21 protein-coding genes and 2 pseudogenes are annotated in these 20,374 nt (G+C 70.9%); 17 read left to right on the top strand and 6 right to left on the bottom strand.

The genetic code is table 11. The features are described from left to right. Positions 1–28: 28 nt before the first annotated feature. Both QUE79_RS20740 and QUE79_RS20735 read left to right on the top strand, forming a co-directional pair. Positions 29–1,483 carry a hypothetical protein gene (locus tag QUE79_RS20740; RefSeq protein WP_286344721.1) on the top strand — a complete coding sequence of 485 codons (1,455 nt, stop codon included), beginning with the start codon at positions 29–31 and terminating at the stop codon, positions 1,481–1,483. Further along, on the top strand, positions 1,480–3,321 hold the full coding sequence (locus QUE79_RS20735; RefSeq protein ID WP_286344720.1) for a discoidin domain-containing protein: 1,842 nt from the start codon (positions 1,480–1,482) through the stop codon (positions 3,319–3,321). Before QUE79_RS20740 ends, QUE79_RS20735 begins: the two co-directional genes overlap by 4 nt. Positions 3,322–3,381: 60 nt before the next feature. On the opposite strand, the gene QUE79_RS20730 is transcribed toward QUE79_RS20735, so the two are convergent. Continuing rightward, positions 3,382–3,933, bottom strand: coding sequence for an alpha/beta hydrolase (locus QUE79_RS20730; protein WP_286344719.1), 552 nt, complete (start codon positions 3,931–3,933; stop codon positions 3,382–3,384). A 118-nt stretch (positions 3,934–4,051) separates the two neighbouring features. After that, positions 4,052–4,837, bottom strand: a complete 786-nt coding sequence (locus tag QUE79_RS20725; RefSeq protein ID WP_350271598.1) for an NRDE family protein — start codon at positions 4,835–4,837, stop codon at positions 4,052–4,054. Between QUE79_RS20725 and coaBC the strand changes: the two genes are divergently transcribed. Beyond that, entirely contained in the window at positions 4,836–6,050 is a 1,215-nt protein-coding gene (gene coaBC, locus QUE79_RS20720; RefSeq protein WP_286344717.1) for a bifunctional phosphopantothenoylcysteine decarboxylase/phosphopantothenate--cysteine ligase CoaBC, read from the top strand. The two genes, QUE79_RS20725 and coaBC, sit on opposite strands and share 2 nt — an antisense overlap. 36 nt (positions 6,051–6,086) lie before the next feature. Here coaBC and QUE79_RS20715 read toward each other — a convergent pair whose 3' ends face one another. From QUE79_RS20715 to QUE79_RS20705, 3 genes are all read right to left on the bottom strand, one after another. Then, positions 6,087–6,416 carry a DNA glycosylase family protein gene (locus QUE79_RS20715; RefSeq protein WP_286344716.1) on the bottom strand — a complete coding sequence of 110 codons (330 nt, stop codon included), beginning with the start codon at positions 6,414–6,416 and terminating at the stop codon, positions 6,087–6,089. 41 nt (positions 6,417–6,457) lie between these two features. Continuing rightward, positions 6,458–6,955: a DNA glycosylase family protein gene (locus QUE79_RS20710; protein WP_286344715.1), complete on the bottom strand. Its 498-nt coding sequence runs from the start codon at positions 6,953–6,955 to the stop codon at positions 6,458–6,460. A gap of 96 nt (positions 6,956–7,051) precedes the next feature. Then, on the bottom strand, positions 7,052–8,395 hold the full coding sequence (locus QUE79_RS20705) for an O-acetylhomoserine aminocarboxypropyltransferase/cysteine synthase family protein (protein ID WP_286344714.1): 1,344 nt from the start codon (positions 8,393–8,395) through the stop codon (positions 7,052–7,054). 192 nt (positions 8,396–8,587) lie between these two features. Between QUE79_RS20705 and QUE79_RS26365 the strand changes: the two are divergent. From QUE79_RS26365 to QUE79_RS20680, 5 genes and pseudogenes are all read left to right on the top strand, one after another. Further along, positions 8,588–9,154, top strand: a pseudogene (locus QUE79_RS26365) (LCP family protein); the annotation flags it as partial. Beyond that, complete coding sequence (locus QUE79_RS25925) at positions 9,037–9,888, top strand: LCP family protein (protein WP_491018493.1); 852 nt, start codon at positions 9,037–9,039, stop codon at positions 9,886–9,888. The pseudogene QUE79_RS26365 and the gene QUE79_RS25925, both read left to right, overlap by 118 nt. Positions 9,889–9,968: 80 nt before the next feature. Beyond that, positions 9,969–10,832: an ABC transporter substrate-binding protein gene (locus QUE79_RS20690; RefSeq protein WP_286344713.1), complete on the top strand. Its 864-nt coding sequence runs from the start codon at positions 9,969–9,971 to the stop codon at positions 10,830–10,832. After that, positions 10,832–11,689: an amino acid ABC transporter permease gene (locus tag QUE79_RS20685; RefSeq protein WP_286344712.1), complete on the top strand. Its 858-nt coding sequence runs from the start codon at positions 10,832–10,834 to the stop codon at positions 11,687–11,689. Before QUE79_RS20690 ends, QUE79_RS20685 begins: the two co-directional genes overlap by 1 nt. Beyond that, positions 11,686–12,447 carry an amino acid ABC transporter ATP-binding protein gene (locus QUE79_RS20680; protein ID WP_286344711.1) on the top strand — a complete coding sequence of 254 codons (762 nt, stop codon included), beginning with the start codon at positions 11,686–11,688 and terminating at the stop codon, positions 12,445–12,447. Before QUE79_RS20685 ends, QUE79_RS20680 begins: the two co-directional genes overlap by 4 nt. Here QUE79_RS20680 and QUE79_RS20675 read toward each other — a convergent pair. After that, the gene (locus QUE79_RS20675; protein ID WP_286344710.1) at positions 12,435–13,169 is read right to left on the bottom strand and encodes a CDP-alcohol phosphatidyltransferase family protein; all 735 of its coding nucleotides are present in this window, start codon (positions 13,167–13,169) and stop codon (positions 12,435–12,437) included. The genes QUE79_RS20680 and QUE79_RS20675 overlap by 13 nt on opposite strands. A gap of 95 nt (positions 13,170–13,264) precedes the next feature. Between QUE79_RS20675 and QUE79_RS20670 the strand changes: the two genes are divergently transcribed. From QUE79_RS20670 to QUE79_RS20625, 9 genes and pseudogenes are all read left to right on the top strand, one after another. Next, positions 13,265–13,945, top strand: a complete 681-nt coding sequence (locus QUE79_RS20670) for a zinc-dependent alcohol dehydrogenase (protein WP_286344709.1) — start codon at positions 13,265–13,267, stop codon at positions 13,943–13,945. Further along, a complete protein-coding gene (locus QUE79_RS20665; RefSeq protein ID WP_286344708.1) occupies positions 13,942–14,238 on the top strand; it encodes an MDR/zinc-dependent alcohol dehydrogenase-like family protein in 297 nt (98 codons plus the stop codon). Before QUE79_RS20670 ends, QUE79_RS20665 begins: the two co-directional genes overlap by 4 nt. Further along, positions 14,238–14,636, top strand: coding sequence for a 6-pyruvoyl trahydropterin synthase family protein (locus QUE79_RS20660; protein ID WP_286344707.1), 399 nt, complete (start codon positions 14,238–14,240; stop codon positions 14,634–14,636). Before QUE79_RS20665 ends, QUE79_RS20660 begins: the two co-directional genes overlap by 1 nt. Then, complete coding sequence (locus QUE79_RS20655; protein WP_286344706.1) at positions 14,633–15,574, top strand: glycosyltransferase family 4 protein; 942 nt, start codon at positions 14,633–14,635, stop codon at positions 15,572–15,574. Before QUE79_RS20660 ends, QUE79_RS20655 begins: the two co-directional genes overlap by 4 nt. Positions 15,575–15,868: 294 nt before the next feature. Beyond that, the gene (locus QUE79_RS20650; RefSeq protein ID WP_286344705.1) at positions 15,869–16,525 is read left to right on the top strand and encodes an SAM-dependent methyltransferase; all 657 of its coding nucleotides are present in this window, start codon (positions 15,869–15,871) and stop codon (positions 16,523–16,525) included. Next, on the top strand, positions 16,522–17,469 hold the full coding sequence (locus tag QUE79_RS20645; protein WP_286344704.1) for a lysylphosphatidylglycerol synthase domain-containing protein: 948 nt from the start codon (positions 16,522–16,524) through the stop codon (positions 17,467–17,469). The genes QUE79_RS20650 and QUE79_RS20645 overlap by 4 nt, the downstream gene beginning before the upstream one ends. Further along, positions 17,466–18,226, top strand: a pseudogene (locus tag QUE79_RS20640) (RibD family protein). Before QUE79_RS20645 ends, QUE79_RS20640 begins: the two are co-directional and overlap by 4 nt. Then, complete coding sequence (locus tag QUE79_RS20630) at positions 18,223–19,881, top strand: alkaline phosphatase family protein (protein ID WP_286344701.1); 1,659 nt, start codon at positions 18,223–18,225, stop codon at positions 19,879–19,881. Before QUE79_RS20640 ends, QUE79_RS20630 begins: the two are co-directional and overlap by 4 nt. Positions 19,882–19,961: 80 nt before the next feature. Beyond that, complete coding sequence (locus QUE79_RS20625; RefSeq protein ID WP_286344700.1) at positions 19,962–20,369, top strand: hypothetical protein; 408 nt, start codon at positions 19,962–19,964, stop codon at positions 20,367–20,369. Positions 20,370–20,374 lie beyond the last annotated feature (5 nt).

Raw genomic sequence — 20,374 nt, 5'->3', positions numbered from 1 at the left:
TTGTCATACCAATGAAGGGGTTCTTCACATGAAGATGTCCACACGCCTGATCACGGCGCTCGGATTGTCCTCGGTTCTCTGCCTGGGCTTGATCACGGCCCCGGCGTACGCAACCGCGGGCACGGGATCGCGCGCGGTCACGGCCGCCGCTGCCGATGCCGGCCGACACGGCGGCGGCGGTCACTCGACCGTGACCGGCGCCGTCGCGCCGCCCACCCGCGCCACGGCCGCGGCCGTTGCTCACGACGGGACGGCTCAGGCGTACTACCAGGCGCTGCTGCGCCACACGCGCTGGGCCGAGACCCAGTACGACCCGGCCAAGGGCATCTATAAGCTCGCCGATCAGAACTTCGCGGTCGTGCTGGGCAACGCCGTCCTCCTGACCCGCGGCGACTACGACGCGAAGGCCGCGGGGATCGACAAGGCGACGCTGCGACAGCACACTCTGGCGACGATCGCGCACTACGCCGCGTCGAACCGGCTGGCCGGCGGCACGGAGTGGGGCAAGACGCTGTTCTGGGACTCGACGTTCGAGTCGTACTTCACGCTGGCGGCTCACCTCCTCTGGACCGAGCTCGATCAGCAGACCCGGGACGACGTCGACGCGATCACCAGCGGCCAGGCCGCCTACAACACCGGGCTCGGCACGGCCGACGACCCGGCTTCGGGCAGCTGGACGCCGAACGGGCTGACGGGCGGGTCCCGCGGCGACACGAAGCTCGAAGAGATGGGCGTGTACGCGCAGGGGATCGCCCCCGGCATCGCCTGGGCAGGAAAGGACGACCCCAGCGATGCCTGGAGGACGGCCTTCGGCACCTGGAGCCGCAACGAATCCGGGCTTCCCGCCGCCGATCAGGCGAACCCGACGAAGGTCGACGGCGTGCCCGTCTCCGACAACACCGCCGGGAACCTCCACGACACCTTCATCGTCGAGAATCACGGCTCGTTCGGGCCTCACTACCAGGAGGAGTTGTGGCGCACCTCAGGGCGCAATTCGATCCAGTTCCTCCTCTCCGGAACGAAGATGCCCGAGGTCCTGACCGAGCAGCCGAACGGCGACGAGCTCTGGAAGACGATTCTCAGCGTGATGAGCGACGCCGGTGAACCGCTGATGCCCATGGTGGAAGACCGCGAACACCTCTACGGGCGCGACGTGATCCCGCTCGCGTTCCTGTCGCAGGTGCAGGGCGATCGGTATGCGGCGACGGCGGAGAACGCGCTGGCCAAGCGCCTCGCTCCGTACCAGGCCTATGCGCCGGCGGACCGGCTGACGAAGTTCTCGGGGAGGCGAAGTACGAACCTGAGGCGCGAGCCGAAGTCGCGATCAGCTATCTGCTGCACGAGTGGCGCCTGTCGACCGGTCACCAGGTCAAGGCCGCGTCGACCGACCAGCTGTACGCCGCGGCCGGCGGGGCAACGGATCACGGCAGCGACGTCGGCCTCGTCAACGACCAGACCCAGAACGCCTGGGCCGGTGCGGTGAGCAAGCCCGGCTTCACGAAGTTCGCCTGGCAACCCGAGCACGACGACTGGCTGCTCAACATCGGGGGTACGACGCCCGTCTTCCTCCCGAGCACGACGCAGGCCGTGCAGAACCGCTACGCGGAGACCTACTCGCAGCTGCGCGACGGCTTCGACGCGTCGGCGAGCCTGTTCGCGACGAACTCGGGCTACGCCGGCATGACGACTCTGCCCACGGGCACGGTCGTGTACGCCACCTCGGGCACCGCCGCCGGCGAGGGTCGTCTGACCGTGAACAATCTGACCATGCCGGGCGTGCCCGGTCTCGACGGTGACCGGAGCTACACCTCTGCCGAGGGGACGAAGACCCTCGAGGCGGCCGACACGGCACCGGCGACGCCCCCGCCTGCGGGAGTCACCCGCGTGGACAAGCTGACCTTCCCGGCGACGACGGCCCGGCACGTGCGGATGCTCGGAGTGACCGGGCAGCCGACGTACGGCTACTCGCTCTTCGAGCTCGAGGCGGGAAGCGGAACGGCCAACGCCGCGCTCGGCAAACCGGTGACCGCCTCGTCCGCGGATCCCGCGTATCCCGCCGCCAAGGTGACCGACGGCGACTACACCACCCGCTGGGCGGTGTCACGGGCCGATCGCACCCGCGGCGACTCGTCGGTCGCCGTCGATCTCGGCGCGCCGACCCAGCTCGACCACGTCGACCTCTACTGGGAGGCGTCGGCGGGCAGCGCCTACCGCGTGCAGACCTCCCTGGACGGCGTGACCTGGACCGACGTCGCCAGCTACGGCCTCGACGGCGTCGACAGCACCGGCAACTGGCTGTCGATCGACGGTGAGGCTGGGCTGGTCGTGCGCGGCTCGACGAACCCGATCACCGTGCGTGCCGACCAGGTCGTCCTGTCGGACGGGCCCGCCAGCGGCAGCGCGGGCATGGTCGTCGAAGGCTACGCGGGTGCCGACGCGAAGGCGACGAAGCGGCTCGCCGACCGGCCAGGCGTCGTGACGTCGCAGAAGGCGTTGGCCGCGAGCGACGCCGACGGCTACCTCAGCCTGTTCAACCTGTCCGGCGATCCCGTCGCCGGGACGGTTCAGGTACCGAAGCGCGGCGACTCCCTCGCCCTGTACCCGGGCACGCAGACGGCGACCGCGAGCGGAGTGACCTATGCCGCGAGCGTGCCTGCGGCGGGCGCGGCGGTCGAGCCGACGAGGTTCACCGTGTCCGCTCGCCACGGCGGCGGCGTGCCGGCCGGCCTGGTGTTCCGCGTCGAAGATGCTCAGCATCTCACGGTGACGGCGCCGAAGGGCGTGCGCCCGGTCGACCTGAACATCGCGCAGGTCGGCACTCGCACCACGCTGCATGTGACCGCTTCGCCGGGCAGGACGAGCCAGGTGTCGACGCGATCCGGCGAGGCGTATCCGATCGCCGACCTCGCGCTGGGGCGCACCACGTTCCCGACGAGCCCGCTCCCCGCGGGCATGAGTGATCCCGGCTTCGCCGTCGACGGCAACGACTCGACGGTGTGGACCCCTGGATCCACCGGTGCGTCGAACGCTCACGGAGACTCGAGCGCGAGCGGCCGGATGGTGGTCGACCTCGGGTCGCCGCAACGGGTCGCCTCGGTCGCCACGAAGTGGTCCGGTGGCACGCCGCGCGACGTCACGGTGTCGGTCAGCAGCGACGGCCTCACCTACACGCCGGTCAACGGTACCGATCGTGGACACCACGGCGGCGGTGACGGTGCCTCGGACGTGGGAGTTCACGCCGTGACCCGCTACGTCGCCGTGACGGTCTCGGGAGGCACGCGACACTCCGGGCTGGAGACGCTGACGGTCCGTCCGGAGTAGGGCGGGCGCCCGAGGCAGAGGCCGTGAGGCTCCTCGTGCGAGTGACGACCGAGTCGCGTCCTACGCGAATCCGTCGCTCAGCACGGGGGCCCCGGCGCGCTGCCGCTCGAGGAAGAGCACGATCGACGCGGCGACCGAGCGTCGCTCCTCACCGCCGAGCACGCCGTGTCCGCCGCGCTGGACGATCCTGACCGCTCCGAAGGGAAGCTGGGTGGCCCAGTTGGCGGCGTCCGCGATGTCGGTGATCGGGTCCGTGTCGCCGTGGAAGAAGAGCACCGGCTGCAGGACGTCGCGGGCTTTCGGCAGCGCGATGCCGCGCGGGATCGTCACACCGCGGGACGCCGGCGTGACGACGTTGGCCAGCACGAGGGCGGCGAGCCCCACCGGGCGGGTGGCGGCGATGTCGGCGGCCAGAGTGGCGCCGACCCCGGAGCCGATGAGCACGTGGGGGCGCTCGGTCGTCGTGTCCTGCACGATCCGGAGCGCCGTCGATCGCGCGGCGACCGGGTCGACGGCGACGTCGGCGACCAGCGCCACCGAGAAGCCCGACAGCAGCAGATGATCGGTGAGATGGTCGAGGTCGCCGTCGGGAGCACCGCCGCCGAGCAGCACGGCGGTTCCGCGCGGCGCCTCCGCGGGGAGCGGATCGAGTCGAACGGCTGGTCTGTCACCGTTCGATCCTGCGCGCCTCAGCGCCTTTTCGGGGCGACGTGACGTTTCGTGACGCCGCTCACTGCCAGTCGAGGGTGCCCTCGAGGTGGCCGGGCTCGTCGAGCCGGGCGTGCCGCAGCCAGACGTCGTCGTCGGCAAGAGCGAGCAGCGACACCGAGAGCGACGCGTAGTGGTGGCCGTCGATGACGTCGCTGCGGAACAGGGCCTCGGGGTCGTCGGTCGGCAGGGACGAGCTGGTGCGCAGGATCGCGAGCCAGTCACCCCACGAACCCGACCCGAGCGATCCGGACGGCCGCTCCGCTCGGCGGAACTCGGGGAGCCAACGGAGTTCGCGGGGGACGGAGGCCACATCGGGCCCCTCGTGGGTGATCATGTGGACGCCCGGCGGCAGTGCTTGCGTCTGCACCGCGGTTCCGTCCCAGCGGGTGAAGGTCACGCCTGAGGCGTCGGCCGAGACGAGGTTGTAGGCGCGGGTCGCAGGATGCTCGGGCCCGGTCGGCGCGCCGGTCACCGCTGCGAGCGGCAGAGTGCCGCGCGAGGTGTAGCCGCCGGTCGGCTCCGCGAACTGCTCGTGCCGGTTCAGCACGACCGAGGCCCGCGGCGGGTTCTGGTTCGTCGCCAGCCAGGCGCCCCCTGCCTCCCGATCGCGCACGCCCCTGACCGTCTCGCCGAGTTCCGGCCACCAGGCGGCGGGGGATCCCAGGGGCGGTCGACCGCTTCGTCGCGGAGACCGAGGAGAACGACGGGCCAGGCGGCCTCGGGGTCGAAGCTCACGATGACGGTGCACACTCGGACAGGATAGAGGCGCGGGCTGCACGGTCCGCCCATACACGAGGAGCACCATGGCCGAAAGGCTCACCGTCGTCGTCGGCATCTCGGGCGGCATCGCCGCGTACAAGGCGGTCGGAGTCGTCCGGCTCCTGGTCAAGGCCGGTCACGACGTCCACGTCGTCCCGACGGAGGCCGCCCTGAAGTTCGTGGGGCTGCCGACGCTCGAGGCGATCAGCCGGAACCCCGTCACCGCTTCGCTGTACGACGACGTCGCCGCGGTCCGCCACGTCGCGCTCGGACAGAAGGCCGACCTCGTCGTCATCGCTCCGGCGACCGCTCACACGCTCGCGAAGCTCGCGACCGGGCTCGCCGACGACCTCCTCGGCACGACGGTCCTCGCGACCAGGGCGCCGGTCGTCGTGGCGCCCGCGATGCACACCGAGATGTGGGCCAATGCCGCGACGGCGACCAACGTGGCGACGCTGCGCTCGCGGGGCATCGTGTTCGTCGGACCGGACTCCGGGGCGCTCACCGGCGCCGACAGCGGGGTCGGGCGGATGAGCGAACCCGAGGCGATCGTGGCTGCCGCGCTGGCCGCCGTGGCAGAACCGGTGGCGACCGTTCGCGATCTCGCCGGGCTCGAGGTGGTGGTATCGGCCGGCGGAACACGCGAACCTCTCGACCCGGTGCGGTTTCTGGGCAACCGCTCCAGCGGCAAGCAGGGTGTCGCCCTGGCGCGAGCCGCCGCCGACCGCGGGGCGCACGTGACCCTCGTAGCGGCCCACCTCGAGGTGGAGACCGAGGGACTGACCGTGGTGAGGGTCGAGACCGCATCGGAGTTGGCGCTGGCCGTCGAGAGCGCGGCCGAGGTCGCCGACGTGGTGGTGATGGCTGCCGCTGTGGCCGACTACCGGCCGGCGACGGTCTCGGAGGCGAAGATCAAGAAGGACGACAACGGCGACGCCCTGACGCTGCACCTGGTCAAGAATCCGGATATCTTGCAGGGCCTGGCCGCGCTCGGCCGCGAAGGGCTGACGGTCGTCGGCTTCGCGGCCGAGACGGCGCCGTCGCGCGACGAGCTGCTCGAACTCGGTCGCCGCAAGGCCCGTCGCAAGGGCGCCGACCTGCTCGTCGTCAACTCGGTCGGCTGGGCCGCCGGCTTCGGGACCGACGACAACGCCGTCATCCTGCTCGACTCCTCGGGCACGATCGTGGGCGAGGCCGAGGGCTCGAAGCGACAGGTTGCCGACGTCGTCCTCGACCACGTGATCGCGCTCCGCTCCTAGGAGTCGAGCAGGAGGACCGGGCGGCCGGACGGGAGGTCACGGGGAGGGTCGGCCGCGCTCGATCTCGCGCGTGCGGTACTCGCGGAGGGCGCGGAGGTGGACCGAGGCCCAGGAGCGGAACGGCCGCCAGGCGTCGGTGATCTCGGCGACGGGACGGTCGTCGCCGTACTGCTCGACGAGTTCGGCGCTGAGACGGCCCTCGTTCTGCGGCACGACGTCGGGGGCGTTGGCGCCTCGGATGACGACGAGTTCGGCCGCGAAGGGGCCGAGGCCGAGGACCCCGCGAACGCGCTCGAGGGCCTCGGCTGGTGACAGGGCGCGAAGTGCCGCTCCGTCGAGGACACCGTCGAGCGCCGCCTCGGCCACCGCGTGGAGGTACTCCTCTTTGCGGCCGGGCAGATCGAGCGTCAGCCCCCGGAGCGTTGCGGGGGAGGGAAGGCCCCGTCGTCGCCGTGGCGGGCGACGAGGTCGTTTCGCATCGAGGCGGCCTGCCGGATCCGCACGCGCTGCGACAGCACGGACCAGGCGGCGGCCTCGTAGGGCGAGTGGAAGCCGCACGGTCGAAGGCCGGGCAGACGCCGCTGCGCGTCGGCGATCACAGGATCGCGACGCCCCACCTCGGGCCAGCCGCGGGCGTCGACGTCGAGCGACAGGACCCTCGCGACCTGCGTCGCAGCCGCCTCGAGGTCGCCCGACCCGTCGAGCGTGAGCGTCGCGGTGCCGTCGTGCTGCGTGACCGTGACGGCGACGCGCTGCCAGTCGGATTCGGCCACGAACACCGTGCCCAGCTCGCCCGAGCCGGGTTGCTCGCCGAGGGCCGCGGGCGCGAACCCCTCCCAGAAGGCTTTGCTCGTCTCGAGCGACCAGGGGCCCCGAACGTCGAGCGTCGTCGTGTGCACCGTCATGCCGCAAGCCTCTCACCGGCCTCCGACAGACCGGTCGCCGTGCTCCCTCCCGATTACGACGCCTTCTCACCGCACGTCACGACCGGTGGCTGCGGCCTACGCGGGCGTGACGGAGCCGGCTGGGGTGACCGCGTCCAGCGCGCGGCCCAGGTCGCCGATGAGGTCCTGAACGTCTTCGAGGCCGATGGAGAGCCGGATCGTGGCGCGCGAGAAGCCTGCGTCGACGAGCTGCTCGGCGGTGAGGTGGCTGTGGGTGGTCGTGGCCGGCTGGATCACGAGACTCCGGACGTCGCCGATGTTGGCGACGAGGGAGAAGACCTCGAGCGAGTCGATGACGGTCTCGACCGCGTCCTCCCCGGCGAAGACGTCGAACGAGAACACCGCTCCCGCTCCTCGCGGAAGGTAACGGGCTGCGAGCTCGTGGTACGGGCTGGACACGAGTCCCGGGTGGTTGACCTTCGAGACGGCGGGATGCCCGGCGAGGAACTCCGCGATGGCGAGGGCCGACGCGGTCTGTCGCGTGACGCGAAGGTCGAGCGTCTCGATGCCCTGCAGGATCTGGAAACTGTTGAACGGTGAGAGCGATGGGCCGAGGTCGTGCACCCACTTGGTCTTCGCGTAGATGAGGAAGGCGCTCCTGTCGCGGCCGAAACGCTCCCACAGCACGACGCCGCCGACTCGCTTGTACGGCTCGGTGAACTGCGGCCACTTCTGCGGCTCGGCACCGAAGTCGAAGGTGCCGAGGTCGACGATCACGCCGGCGATCGAAGAGCCGTGCCCGCCGAGGAACTTCGTGGCGGAATGCACGACGAAGTCGGCGCCGAAGTCTTTCGGGCGCTGCAGCACGGGAGTGGCGAGGGTGCTGTCGATGACGAGCGGCACACCGGCCTCGTGAGCGATCGCCGCCACCTCCGTCATCGGCAGCACCGTCGCGGTCGGGTTGCCGATCCCCTCGGCGAAGAAGGCCCTCGTCTCCGGTCGCACGGCGGCGCGCCAGGCGTCGAGGTCGTCCTGGTCGACGAGGGTGACGTCGATGCCGAAGTCGGCGAAGGCGTCGGTCAGCAGGTCGATGGTGCCGCCGTAGAGCTGCGCCGGCGCGACGATGTGCTGACCGGTGCGGACGAGGGACAGCAGGGTGGTCGCGACGGCGGCCTGCCCCGAGGCCGTGCCGAGCGCGGCGACGCCGCCCTCGAGGGCGGCCATCCGCCGCTCGAACACGCTCTGGGTCGGATTGCCGTTGCGGCTGTAGAGGTTGCCGGTCTTCTCGAGGGCGAAGAGGGCCTTGGCGGTCGCGAGGTCGTCGAACTCGTAGGCGGCCGTCTGGAAGATCGGCGTCGCCACGGTGTTCTGGACGGTCCGCGGGATCACGCCACCGTGGACCTGGTTCGTGGCGATCCGGGGAACGGCGGGCTCGTCGGGCGTCTGGTCTCGATCGGTCACGACTTCGAGTCTGCCCGTCCGTGCACCGGGGGCAGCCGGGCGACGGTTGCAATTCGTAACAAAGGCGCACTCGTTCGCCTTGGCGCCGCGCCGTGCTGACGCACGGCCCGGTTCCTCCACAAACTCTCACCTGTCGCTTACTCTGAGCCGCGGGGCCCGAAAGCCGAGGGCACCCCGGAACGATGGGGCCACATGGCAGACGACGAGACCACCGACGTCGTCGCGCCGACGGCGCAGGTGAAACACGGGCGGCTCCCGACCTCCAAGCCCCTCGCGAACGCGTTCCGTCTGATCGGGATCGTCGTGGCTGTCGCGGTCGTATCGTCGCTGTCGGTCGTCGCCTACGCGGCGCACGACGTCGTGGCCACCGCGAAGCCCCTCGTGCACATCCCCCAGCTGCCCGGGCACACGGCGACACCGATCCCCTCCCCTCCGCAGGGCGAGAGCGTCGGCGAGGTGAACATGCTGCTGATCGGAACGGACACCCGCTCCGGCCAGGGGGACTTCGCCGATCCTGCCAATCAGGAGGCGAGTTCCGGCGTCGGCAACAACGACGTCAACATCCTCATCCACATCTCCCGCGACCACAGCAACATCTCGGTCATCAGCTTCCCGCGCGACCTGGAGATCCCGATCCCCTCCTGTCCGACGGCATCCGGCACCTCGTACGCGTCCGACAAGGCGATGCTGAACACCGCCCTCGGTCGCGGGGGAGACGAGGCGCACGGTCTCGCCTGCGCGGTGCTGACCATCGAGAAGCTCACCGGCCTGGTCATCCCGTACGCGGCCAGTGTCACCTTCGACGGCACGAGCGCGATCTCGACGGCCATCGGGGAGTCCACGTCTGCCTCGCGACGCCGATCGTCGACGACAACGTCACGCCGCCACTCGACCTCGCTGCGGGGCAGCAGACGCTCGTGGGGCCGGAGGCGCTGTCGTTCCTCCGCAGCCGTCACGGCGTCGGCGACGGCAGCGATCTCGGCCGCATCAGCAACCAGCAGGTCTTCATGTCGTCGCTGGCCAGGCAGCTCGTCTCGGGCGGCACGCTCGGCGACCCGTTCAAGCTCTACCGACTGGCGAAGGCGGCGGCGGCGAACATGCGCCTCTCCGACACGCTCGACACGCAGGCGCTGCTCGGCATCTTCCAGGCGGTCCGGACGGTCGGCCTGTCGAACATGGTCTTCGCCCAGTACCCGACCGGGCAGGATCCCGACGACGTCAATCGCGTGGTCCCGAATGAGTACGCGGCGGCGCAGCTGAACGCCGCCCTCGTGGCCGACAAGCCGCTGACGCTGTCCGGCACGACCGGCGACGGCTCCGAGTCCGATCCGACCGGCTCGGCGACGACACCCCCGAGCACTCCCGCGACGGGTGGGGCGACCGCGCCCACCACGACGACACCTCCGGGAGGAGCCACTTCGACGGTGACTCTGCCGCCGTCGGTGACCGGGCAGACGGCCGCCGAGAAGACCTGTTCGCGCAAACTGCAGTAACCGCGAGTCACCCGGGCAGCGCGCGTTCCGGCAGTCTCCTAGGATCGACGCGACCCCGTCCCCCGCGAAAGGTGACCTTCGTGACCGTCTCGAGTCCTCGCATCCTGCGCTCCCGTGCTCGCCGCTCTCTCGTCGCCGTGGCCGCGGCGCTGGCCCTCGTGGGGCTGAGCGCCTGCTCGTCCGGGGGCGCTGCGACCTCCGGCTCCAGCAGCGGTGGGCTCGACACCGTCACGGCCGGTAAATTCACCGTCGCAACGGGACAGCCCGCCTACTCGCCGTGGGTCGTCGACAACAAGCCGGAGAACGGCAAGGGCTTCGAGTCGGCTGTCGCCTACGCCGTCGCCAAGCAGCTCGGTTACACGAAGAGCGATGTCGTCTGGACCAGGACCACGTTCGACGCCGCGATCGCGCCGGGTCCGAAAGACTTCGACGTCAACCTCCAGCAGTTCAGCGTGACGACCGATCGCAAGAAAGCGGTCGACTTCTCGTCGCCGTACTACAAGACGTCTCAGGCCCTCGTGACGACGGCGAAGTCGAAGGCCGCCGGGCTCACCACGGCCGCCGAACTGAAGAAGGTCACGATCGGCGTCGCCGCCGGCACCACGAGTCTGAGCGTCGTCGAGAAGGAGCTCGGCACCACCCCGAAGATCTTCAACTCGAACGACGACGCCGTCCTCGCCCTGAAGAGCGGTCAGGTCGATGCGATCGCCGTCGACCTGCCGACGGCGTTCTACCTGGCCGACTCCGAGCTCACCGGAGGCAAGGTCGTCGGCCAGTTCGCCGACACGAGCGGCGGCGACGAGTTCGCCTTCGTCCTGTCGAAAGGGTCGACGCTCACGAAGAAGGTCTCCGCCGCCGTCGACGCCCTCCAGAAGAGCGGCGAGCTCGAGACGATCACGCACAAGTGGCTCTCGGCGGCCGTGGCCGTGCCCGTCATCCAGTAGTGACCCAGCCCTCAGGCACCACCGTCAGCGCCGTCGAGCGGGAGCGGCGCGCGTACCGGCGCGGCCGTCAGCGCCGATCCGCCCTGGTGAGCGCCGTCAGCACCGTCGTCGTGGCGGTGATCGTCTGGCTCGGTGTCGTCAACACGCCGGGCTGGGCGTCCGTTCAGAAGTCGTTCTTCGACCCGCACACGGCGTTCACCTCGTTCCCCGCGATCCTGCTCGGCCTCTGGCTCAACGTCCGGGTGCTGTTCTTCGCGTCGATCGGCGTGGCGGTGTTTGCCACCTTCCTCGCGGTGATCCGCACCCTGCGCGGCGCCGTCTTCGCCCCGCTGCGTTGGCTCGCCTCCGGCTACACCGATCTGTTCCGCGGTCTGCCGGTGATCATCGTGCTCTACCTGGTCGGCTTCGGCGTCCCGGCGCTCGGGGTCTTCCCGCGGCTGCCCGCCGAGGTCTGGGGCACGCTCGCGCTGATCCTGACCTACTCGGCCTACGTGTCGGAGGTCCTCCGCGCCGGCATGGAGGCGGTCCATCCGTCGCAGCGCCTGGCAGCGCGGTCGCTCGGGCTTTCGCACGCGCAGACGCTGCGCCTCGTCGTGCTGCCGCAGGGCGTGCGCAAGGTGACCCCGGCGCTCGTGAACGATTTCGTGTCGATGCAGAAGGACGTCGGCCTGATCTCGATCCTGGGCGCCGTCGACGCGGTCCGGAGCGCCCAGATCGACGTCGCGACGACCTACAACTTCACCCCGTACGTGATCGCGGGTCTGCTCTTCGTCGTGATCAGCCTTCCGCTGATCAGGCTCACCGACTGGCTGGAGGCGCGTCAGCGCCGCCGCGAGCAGATCGGGGGAACCGTGTGACGACCGCGCAGGATCCACAGACCCCGCCCGTCCTCGAGATCCGCGGCCTCGTGAAGTCGTTCGGAGACGCCCCCGTCCTCCGCGGCATCGACCTCTCGATCGCCCGCCACGAGTGCGTCGCGGTGATCGGCGCGTCGGGATCGGGCAAGTCGACCCTGCTGAAGTCGGTCAATCTGCTCGAGCAGGTCGACGACGGCCAGATCTTCCTCCAGGGAGAGGACATCACCGACCCGCGCGTGCCCGTCGACGCCACCCGGGCCAGGATCGGCGTCGTCTTCCAGCAGTTCAACCGGTTCCCGCACCTGAACGTGCTCGACAACGTGACTCTGGCGGCGAGAAAGGTGCACGGGCAGTCCCGGGGCACGGCCACGGCCACCGCGCTGCGCTGGCTCGAGCGGATCGGGCTGGCCGACAAGGTCGGCGACTATCCCGACCGGCTCTCCGGCGGGCAGCAGCAGCGCGTCGCGATCGTCCGGGCCATCGCCAGCGACCCCGAGCTGCTCCTCCTCGACGAGATCACCAGCGCGCTCGATCCGCAGCTGGTGGGGGAGGTTCTCGACCTCGTCGCCGATCTCAAGCGAGCGGGATCCACCATCCTCATGACCACGCACGAGATGGGGTTCGCTCGCCGCGTGGCCGACCATGTCGTGTTCCTGTCCGGCGGAGTCATCGTCGAGCAGGGTCCTCCCGAGCTGGTCCTCGGCGATCCTCAGGAGCCCGAGACGCGAGCGTTCCTCGCGCGGGTTCACCCCGACTGAATCCGGCGATCCCTACCGAGTGCCGGTTCTGGCACCAGAACCGGTGCGGGCCGGGCGGTAGGCGGAACGGAGCGGGCGGACGCGGTCGGCGGCGTCCGCGGTGAGGGCCCGGTGACGTGCCAGCCAGACGATGTCCCGTCCGAAGGACTCGACGAGGAGCCCGAGCGCCACGGCGACGACGATCGCGGCGGCGCCGTCCGGGAGGAGTCCCGAGGCGGCGATCGCCAGGGCCACCCCTGGCTCGCCGCGGCGACCTTGCGCCAGAAGCGGAACGGCAGGGCACCGCGCAACCGGGGCAGGATCCAGCCCGCCGCGACGAAGACGTAGCGCATCAGCCCGATCGCCAGAACCCACGCTCCCAACCGAGGCGCGACCGCGACGCTGAGGACGAGCAGGAGGAAGGCGTCGACCTCCATGTCGAACCGGGCTCCGAGCTCGGTCGCGGTGCCCGTCCGGCGGGCCACCCACCCGTCGACCGCGTCCAGCGCAAGGGCCGGGACGAGGACGATCTCGAGGAGGCCCTGCGGCACGGGTGAGAAGAACGAGGCGACGATCAGTCCCGTGATCAGGCCGACCAGCGTCGCCCGCGCGGAGGTGACGACGTTGGCCGCGCCGAAGCGGCGTGCGCGCCGACGCCGAAGGCCGCGCAGGAGCAGGGCTGCCGTCACCACGAGGTAGCCGGCGATCGCCCCGAAGCCGATGATCATGGATCCGAACGTCATGTGAACCCTCCCCGGTCCTGTTTCGTGTCCCCGTTGAGGACGCACGGTTAACACGCTGACCGTGGCCCGAAGGTTCACTGCGAGGAGACGAAGCCATGGACGAGGCCACGGCCTTCTGGGTGGAGCGGCCCGGCGTCGGAGCTCTGAAAGCGCAGAGGCTGCCCGAGCCGGGCGAGCGGGACGTCGTCGTGCGCACGATGCACTCGGCCGTGAGCCGCGGCACCGAGACGACGGTCTTCACCGGGCACGTTCCGGCGAGCGAGCGGGAGAGGATGCGGGCGCCGTTCCAGGAGGGCGAGTTCGGCGGACCGGTCAAGTACGGCTACCTCAACGTCGGCCGGGTCGTCGAGGGGCCGCAATCCCTCCGCGGGCGCGTCGTGTTCACGCTCTATCCGCACCAGTCGGCGTTCGTCGTCCCCGCCGACGCCGTCGTGCCCGTGCCGGACGGCGTGCCAGCCCGCCGCGCCGTGCTGGCGGGTGCCGTGGAGACGGCGGTGAACGTGCTCTGGGACGCCGCACCGCTCGTCGGCGACCGGATCACGGTCATCGGTGCAGGCATGATCGGCTGCTGCATCGCTCGACTGGCGCAGGCCCTCCCCGGCTCGGACGTGATCCTGATCGACACCGACGAGTCGCGTCGCGCGATCGCGAGCCGCCTCGGCGCGGGATTCGCGACCTCGAACGCCGCGACGGGGCGCGACGTGGTGATCAATGCCAGCGGATCCGCCGACGGGCTGCAGCTCGCGCTCGAGCTCGCGGTGACGGAGGGGAGGTGATCGAGGCCGGCTGGTACGGCGACCGACCGGCGACGCTGATGCTCGGCGCCGACTTCCACTCGCGGAGGCTCACGATCCGCTCGAGCCAGGTCGGCCGGGTGCCGCCTCGGCGGAGCAGCAGCAGGACCACGCGGGACAGGCTCGGGATCGCCCTGGCGCTGCTTCGTGATCCGGCCTTCGACTCCCTGCTCACGGCGCGTTCGTCGTGGCGGGAACTGCCCGAGGTCATGACCCGCATGACCGACGGGTCGAGCACCGACCTCTGCCACACGATCGACTGGGAGGACTCCTGATGCCCTATTCGGTGACGGTCCGCGACCACCTGATGATCGCCCACAGCTTTGCGGGCGAGACCTTCGGGCCGGCGCAGCGCCTGCACGGGGCGACCTTCGTGGTCGACGCCGGCTTCGGAGCGGACGAGCTGGACGAAGACGGAGTGGTCGTCGACATCGGCTGGGCGTCGCGTGCCGTCGCCGAGATCACCGGGTCGCTGAGCTATCGCAACCTCGACGAGGACCCGCGGTTCACCGGCCTCAACACGACGACCGAGCGCCTCTGCGCGTTCGTGGCCGACCGCCTCGCCGAGGCTCTGGCCGAGCAGCCCGCCCCCGTGTCCGGTGGCGTCACGTCGATCACGGTCACGCTCCACGAGTCCCACATCGCGTGGGCGACCTACTCGAGGTCGCTGTGAGCGACTCCGGCGAGCTCGTGGTCCGCTTCGTCGTGCCGGGCTTCGTCGACGACGACGAGCGAGTCAGCGGTGGGAACGTCTACGACAGGCGCCTGCGCGACGGCCTCCGGGGCCTCGGTCTCGAGGTGGTCCTGCTGCCGCTTCCCGTGTCGGGCGCGACGGAGCTTCCTGGCGCCCTGTCGCTCCTGCCCGACGATGCCCTCGTCCTGGTCGACGGTCTCCTCGCCGTCGCCGTCGCCGCCGCGGAGGCGCTGACGGCCGAGTCGTCACGGCTCCGTCTGGTTCTGCTGGCACACATGGTCGCCAGCCGTCTCATCGAGGGCGACGAGGGAGGGCAGAGCGCCGTCGCCCGCGAGAGAGCGGTGCTTGCGGCGGCGTGGCGGATCATCGCGACGAGCCGGTGGACGCGCTCCGAGCTGATCACGCTCGGGGCCGACCCCGAGAGAGTCGTCGTCGCTCCGCCGGGCACGGACAGCGCCGATGCGTCGACCGGCTCCGAGAGCGGTGCTGCGCGGCTCCTCTGCGTCGGTGCGATCGCCCCGCACAAGGGGCAGGACGTCGTCGTCGAGGCGCTGGCCGAGCTCGCCTCCGTGCCGGGCTGGACCTGCGAGTTCGTCGGATCGCTGACGGCCGAGCCCGCCTTCGCCGCGAGGCTCGAGGCCGAGGTGACCGCGCGGGGGATGGCCGACCGGATCTCCTTCACCGGCGTCGCGGTGGGCGCCACGCTGGACGCCGCCTTCGCCGAGGCCGACCTCGTCATCGCCGCCTCTCGCGTGGAGAGCTACGGCATGGCTGTGGCCGAGGCCCTGGCGCGAGCGATCCCCGTGCTGACCACGGATGCCGGGGGCTCTCGGAGGCGGTCGCGCACTCGTCCGCCGGAATCTCCGTACCGGCGGGCGACAGCGAGGCGCTCGCCGACGCCCTCCGGCGCTGGCTGACCGATTCCGACCGGCGCGAGAGCCTCCGGTCGGCCGCGCGTCGCGAGCGCGGCCGCGCTCGGCCGTGGACCGTCACCGCGGGCATCGTCGCCGCGGCCCTCCGCGACGCCGCGCGCGACGAGAGGGTTCTCCGATGACCGGCTTCCTCCCCGTCAGCAGCGCCTGGCTCGAACGTCGTGAAGCCGAGGACGCCAGGGCCCGCTCGACGGAGCTCGCGCGTCACGCCGCCGATCTCCTCGGCGATCGCCGCGTCGTCGTCCACGATCTCGGAAGCGGCACCGGGGCCATGATGCGGTGGCTCGCCCCCTGCTCCCCGGGCAGCAGAGCTGGGTGCTGCACGATTGGAACGACGCGCTCACCCGACTCGCTCTCGAAGGCGATCCGCCGACAGGGAGGGACGGCCACCCCGTCTCCCTCCGCTCGAGCACGGGATCTCTCGCGGACATCGGCGCGGACGACCTCGCCGGCGCCGGCCTGGTCACGGCGTCGGCCCTCCTCGACGTGCTGACGTTCGACGAGGTGAGCGCGATCGTCCGGGCGTGCGTCGAGGTGGGCACGCCGGCCCTCTTCGGCCTCAGCGTGACCGGCCGGATCGAGCTCGATCCGCCCGACGCTCGTGACCGCGTGATCGAGGCCGCGTTCAACGCGCACCAGCAGCGCTCCGAGCAGGGACGCGGACTTCTGGGACCGACCGGCGCGTCGGTCGCTCGGAATCTGTTCGAGACCGCGGGCTGGCAGGTCGCTTCGGCGGACACCTTCTGGCGGCTGGGCCCGCGCGAGCCCGAGCTGCTCGACGAATGGTTCACGGGGTGGGTCGGAGCCGCGGTGGAGCAGGATCCGGCGCTGAGGGCCGACCGAGCGAGCTACGTCGCGCGGCGCGAGCTCCAGGCATCTCGAGGCGAGCTGTTCGCCGTGGTGCACCACCTCGACGTCTTGGCCTCGCCGCGATGACCGCCGTCGCACCGTCGGGCGGGATCGCCGGCGCCATCCGGTCGAGGGGCCTTCGCCGTGTGGTCCAGCTCGTCGTCGCCCTCGCGATCCTGACCGCGGTCGTGCTCCGCCTCGGCACCGGGCCGTTCCTGCACGGCGTGATGAGCATCGATCTCGCCGCCCTGGTCGCGGCGCTCGCCCTGAACGCCGTGGCCACGGGAGCCGCCGCCTGGCGCTGGACCGTGCTGGCCGGGCGATTCGGAGCCGGCCTGAGGTGGACGACGGCCGTGGCCCTGTACTACCGATCCCAGTTCGTGAACTCGGTCCTGCCCGGCGGCGTCCTCGGCGATGTCGGTCGTGCCATCGGTCACGGTCGTCGTGTCGGTGATCCCGCGGCGGCTGCGCGGGCCGTGGTCGTCGAACGCACGGCAGGGCAGCTCGTCCAGCTCGCCCTGACGACGATCGTCCTGGCGGTCGTCGGGATCCGGTACGCCGCGTCCCTGCTCCAGGTGGTCGGCGTGGCTGCCGCCGCGCTCGCCGCCGCCGCAGTGGTGGTCGTCTGCAGCTCGCGCGTTCGCGCGAGGGTCGTCCGCGAGCTCTCCATCGCCGGCGCCGCGCTGGCTTCCCCGTCGGTGGTCGTCACCGCGATCGTCAGCTCGGTGATCGTCGTCGGCTGCCACGTGTCGGTGTTCGCCATCGCCTCGGCGGCCGTCGGTGCGAGCCCGACGCCGTCGACGCTCCTGACCCTCGCCGTCGTGATCCTGATGGCGTCGTCCCTTCCGCTCAACGTCGGCGGCTGGGGGCTGCGCGAGGGAGCGGCCGGCTGGGCGTTCGCCGCGGCGGGTCTCGGCGCGTCGTCCGGCGTCGCCGCCTCGACCCTGTTCGGCGTGCTCGCGATCGTCGGCGTCGTCCCCGGTGCCGTCGCGACCGTCCTGCTCCATCGTCCCCGAAAGGAAGCACCGTGATCGAACGCCTCTTCGTCACCCTGAGCGCCGCCGTCTCCCTGGACGGCTATCTCGACACGGCGGATCCTCCCCGGCTCCTCCTCTCGAATCCGGCCGACCTGGATCGCGTGGACTCCGTTCGCGCCGAGCAGGACGCGATCCTGGTCGGCGCGCGCACGGTGCGGCTCGACAACCCCCGCCTGCTCGTCCGGAGCGCCGTCCGGCAGAGTCGTCGCCGGGTTGCGGGGCGCTCCGGGTCGCCCTGGAAGGTGACCGCGACGCGGACGGGAGACCTCGATCCGGAATCGGCCTTCTTCACCGAGGGCGACGCCGTCCGGCTCGTGTACTGCCCGGGCTCCGAGGCCCGACGGATCAGGCGGAGGCTCGGCTCGTCGGCGCTCGTCGTCGGGCTCGGTGCGGAGCTGACCATGGCGGACCTCGCCGCCGACCTGGCCGATCGTGGCGCGCGTCGGCTGCTCGTCGAGGGGGAAGCAGCGTGCTCACCCAGTTCTTGACCGCGGACCTCGTCGACGAACTGCACCTGGTGTTGGCGCCGTTGCTCGTCGGCGACCACCGGGCTCCGCGGTTCGTCGGCGACGGGTCGTTCCCGTGGAACGAGGCGAGGCGCGCTCGCCTCGCCGAGTCCAGGACGATCGGCGACGTGGTGCTGCTGCGGTACGCCCTCTCGAACCGGTTGCCCGATGCCGTGCCGGTCGCGGGCGAAGCGCGCCGGGACGACTCGGAGTCGATGCGGCCCGTCCCGGCGAGGCTGCCGTGAGTCGGCGGACGACCGGGCGAGGTCGCAGAGGCCGTGTCGTCGACCCCGCGAGGACCGCGGTCTCGGCAGTCGTGCTCGGCGCCGCGGTACTGTCGCCCGGACTCGTCGCCTCGGGATCGCCCGCCGCGCTCCTGCGCGTGCCGCTCGAGGCGGCGGCCGCGCTGCTCGTGTTGGCCGTACTGCCGTGGCGACCGGTCCGCCGTGTCGCGGCCGGCGTCCTCGCGCTCCTCTTCGTGCTGACGATCCTCAGTGCGGCCCTCGACCGTGGATTCACCAGCACGGTGGGAATCCGTTTCAACCCGATCACCGGCTGGCCGGAGCTACGGGACGGTTTCGGGGTTCTTCGTGACTCGACCGGATCGACAGCCGCGTTCGGGATCCTGATCGCCCTCGTCCTCGCCTCCGTCGCGGCGACGATCGTGATCGGGCTGTCACTGCTCCGTCTCGACGGGGTGGGGCGCCGTCACCGCCGACAGGCCGCCTTCGGGGCCGGGGCCGTCGTCGCCGCCTGGGCGGTCGTCGGGCTGGTCGGCGCGCAGGTCGTTCCTGGACAGCCGATCGCGGCGACGGACGCGATCGGCACGATCGTCTCGCGCTCCGACCAGGCCGCCGGGACGGCGCACAGCGAGGCGGCCTTCGACGGCGCGCAGGCGAAGGATCCCTTCTCCGCCGTTCCGTCGAGTGACCTCCTGGCCGGACTCACGGGGAAGGACGTCATCGTGGCGTTCATCGAGAGCTACGGCCAGGTCGCGGTCCAGAACTCCTCGTTCTCGCCCGGAGTCGATCGCGTCCTGAAACAGGGCGACGCTCAGCTGGCCGCCGACGGCTATTCGGAGCGGAGCGCTTTCCTGACCTCTCCGACCTTCGGCGGGATCAGCTGGTTGGCCCATTCCACCCTGCAGACGGGACAGTGGATCGACTCGCAGCAGCGGTACGACAAGGTCACCTCCGGCAGCCGGTTCACGCTCAGCGATGCGTTCGGGAAGGCGGGGTGGCGGACGCTCAGCGACGTCCCGTCCGACTCGAAGCCGTGGCCGGTCGGCAAATCGTTCTACCACTTCGGCACCGAGCTGAACTCCGAGAACGTGGGGTACCGAGGCCCCCGTTTCAGCTACGCGAAGATCCCCGACCAGTACACGTGGTCGTACCTCCAGAAGACCGAGCTCTCGAAGCCGCACACGCCGCTGATGGCGGAGGTGGACTTCGTGTCGTCGCACACTCCCTGGACCCCGCTGCCGCACCTGGTCCCGTGGCCCGCGATCGGTGACGGGAGCGTGTTCGACCCTCAGCCGGCCGAGGGGCTCGCGCCGAAGACCGTCTGGCAGGATCCGCATCACGTGCAGCAGCTGTACGGCCAGTCGATCGAGTACTCGATGAGCTCGCTGTTCTCGTTCGTCCACACCTTCGACGACCCGAACCTCGTCCTCGTGGTGCTCGGCGACCACCAGCCGGCCACGGAGGTGAGCGGGGAAGGGGCGAACCACGACGTGCCGATCAGCATCATCTCGAAGGATCCCGGCGTCCTGGACCGCATCTCGTCGTGGAACTGGCAGCCGAGCATGCTGCCCTCTCCCAGCGCCCCGGTCTGGCGGATGGACGACTTCCGGGATCGGTTCCTGACCGCATACGACCGTGCGAGGGTCCGCCGACCGTGAGTGAACCGCGGATGCGTTCGTCTCGTGTCCTGAGTGAAGGTCTCCACCGACGGCGACCGGAAGAGGAAGCAGGAACTCGAATGAACGGAAACACTCAGATCATCGCCCGGATCATGCGCATCGTCAGCGCCGTCCTCCTCCTCGCGGTGGGCGTGATCCACCTCTTCCTGGTCTTCGACGGCGTCGGGGGCCTTCTCGGGGTGCTCTTCGTCCTGAACGGGATCGCGGGCGTCGTCCTGGCGATCGCGGTGGCCGTCCTTCGCGCTCGGCTCCTGCGGGTCGCCGTGATCCTGAGCCTGCTGTTCCTGATCGCCAGCTTCCTGTCGATCGTCTTCGCGTTGACCGTCGGCCTGTTCGGAATCACCGAGACGTGGAGCTACACGCTCGTCCCGGAGACCGTCGTGATCGAGGCCGTGGGCATCGTGGTCACCGCCCTCACGACGGTCCTGGTGTTCCGCGGGGAGCGAGCGGCGCGCACAGCGGTCTGAGCGGG

It is taken from the genome of Frondihabitans sucicola (genome assembly GCF_030296615.1).
Taxonomy (GTDB): domain Bacteria; phylum Actinomycetota; class Actinomycetes; order Actinomycetales; family Microbacteriaceae; genus Frondihabitans; species Frondihabitans sucicola.
The sequence above is the reverse complement of the archived record's forward strand: the minus strand, read 5'-3'. Positions and strand labels throughout refer to the sequence as shown.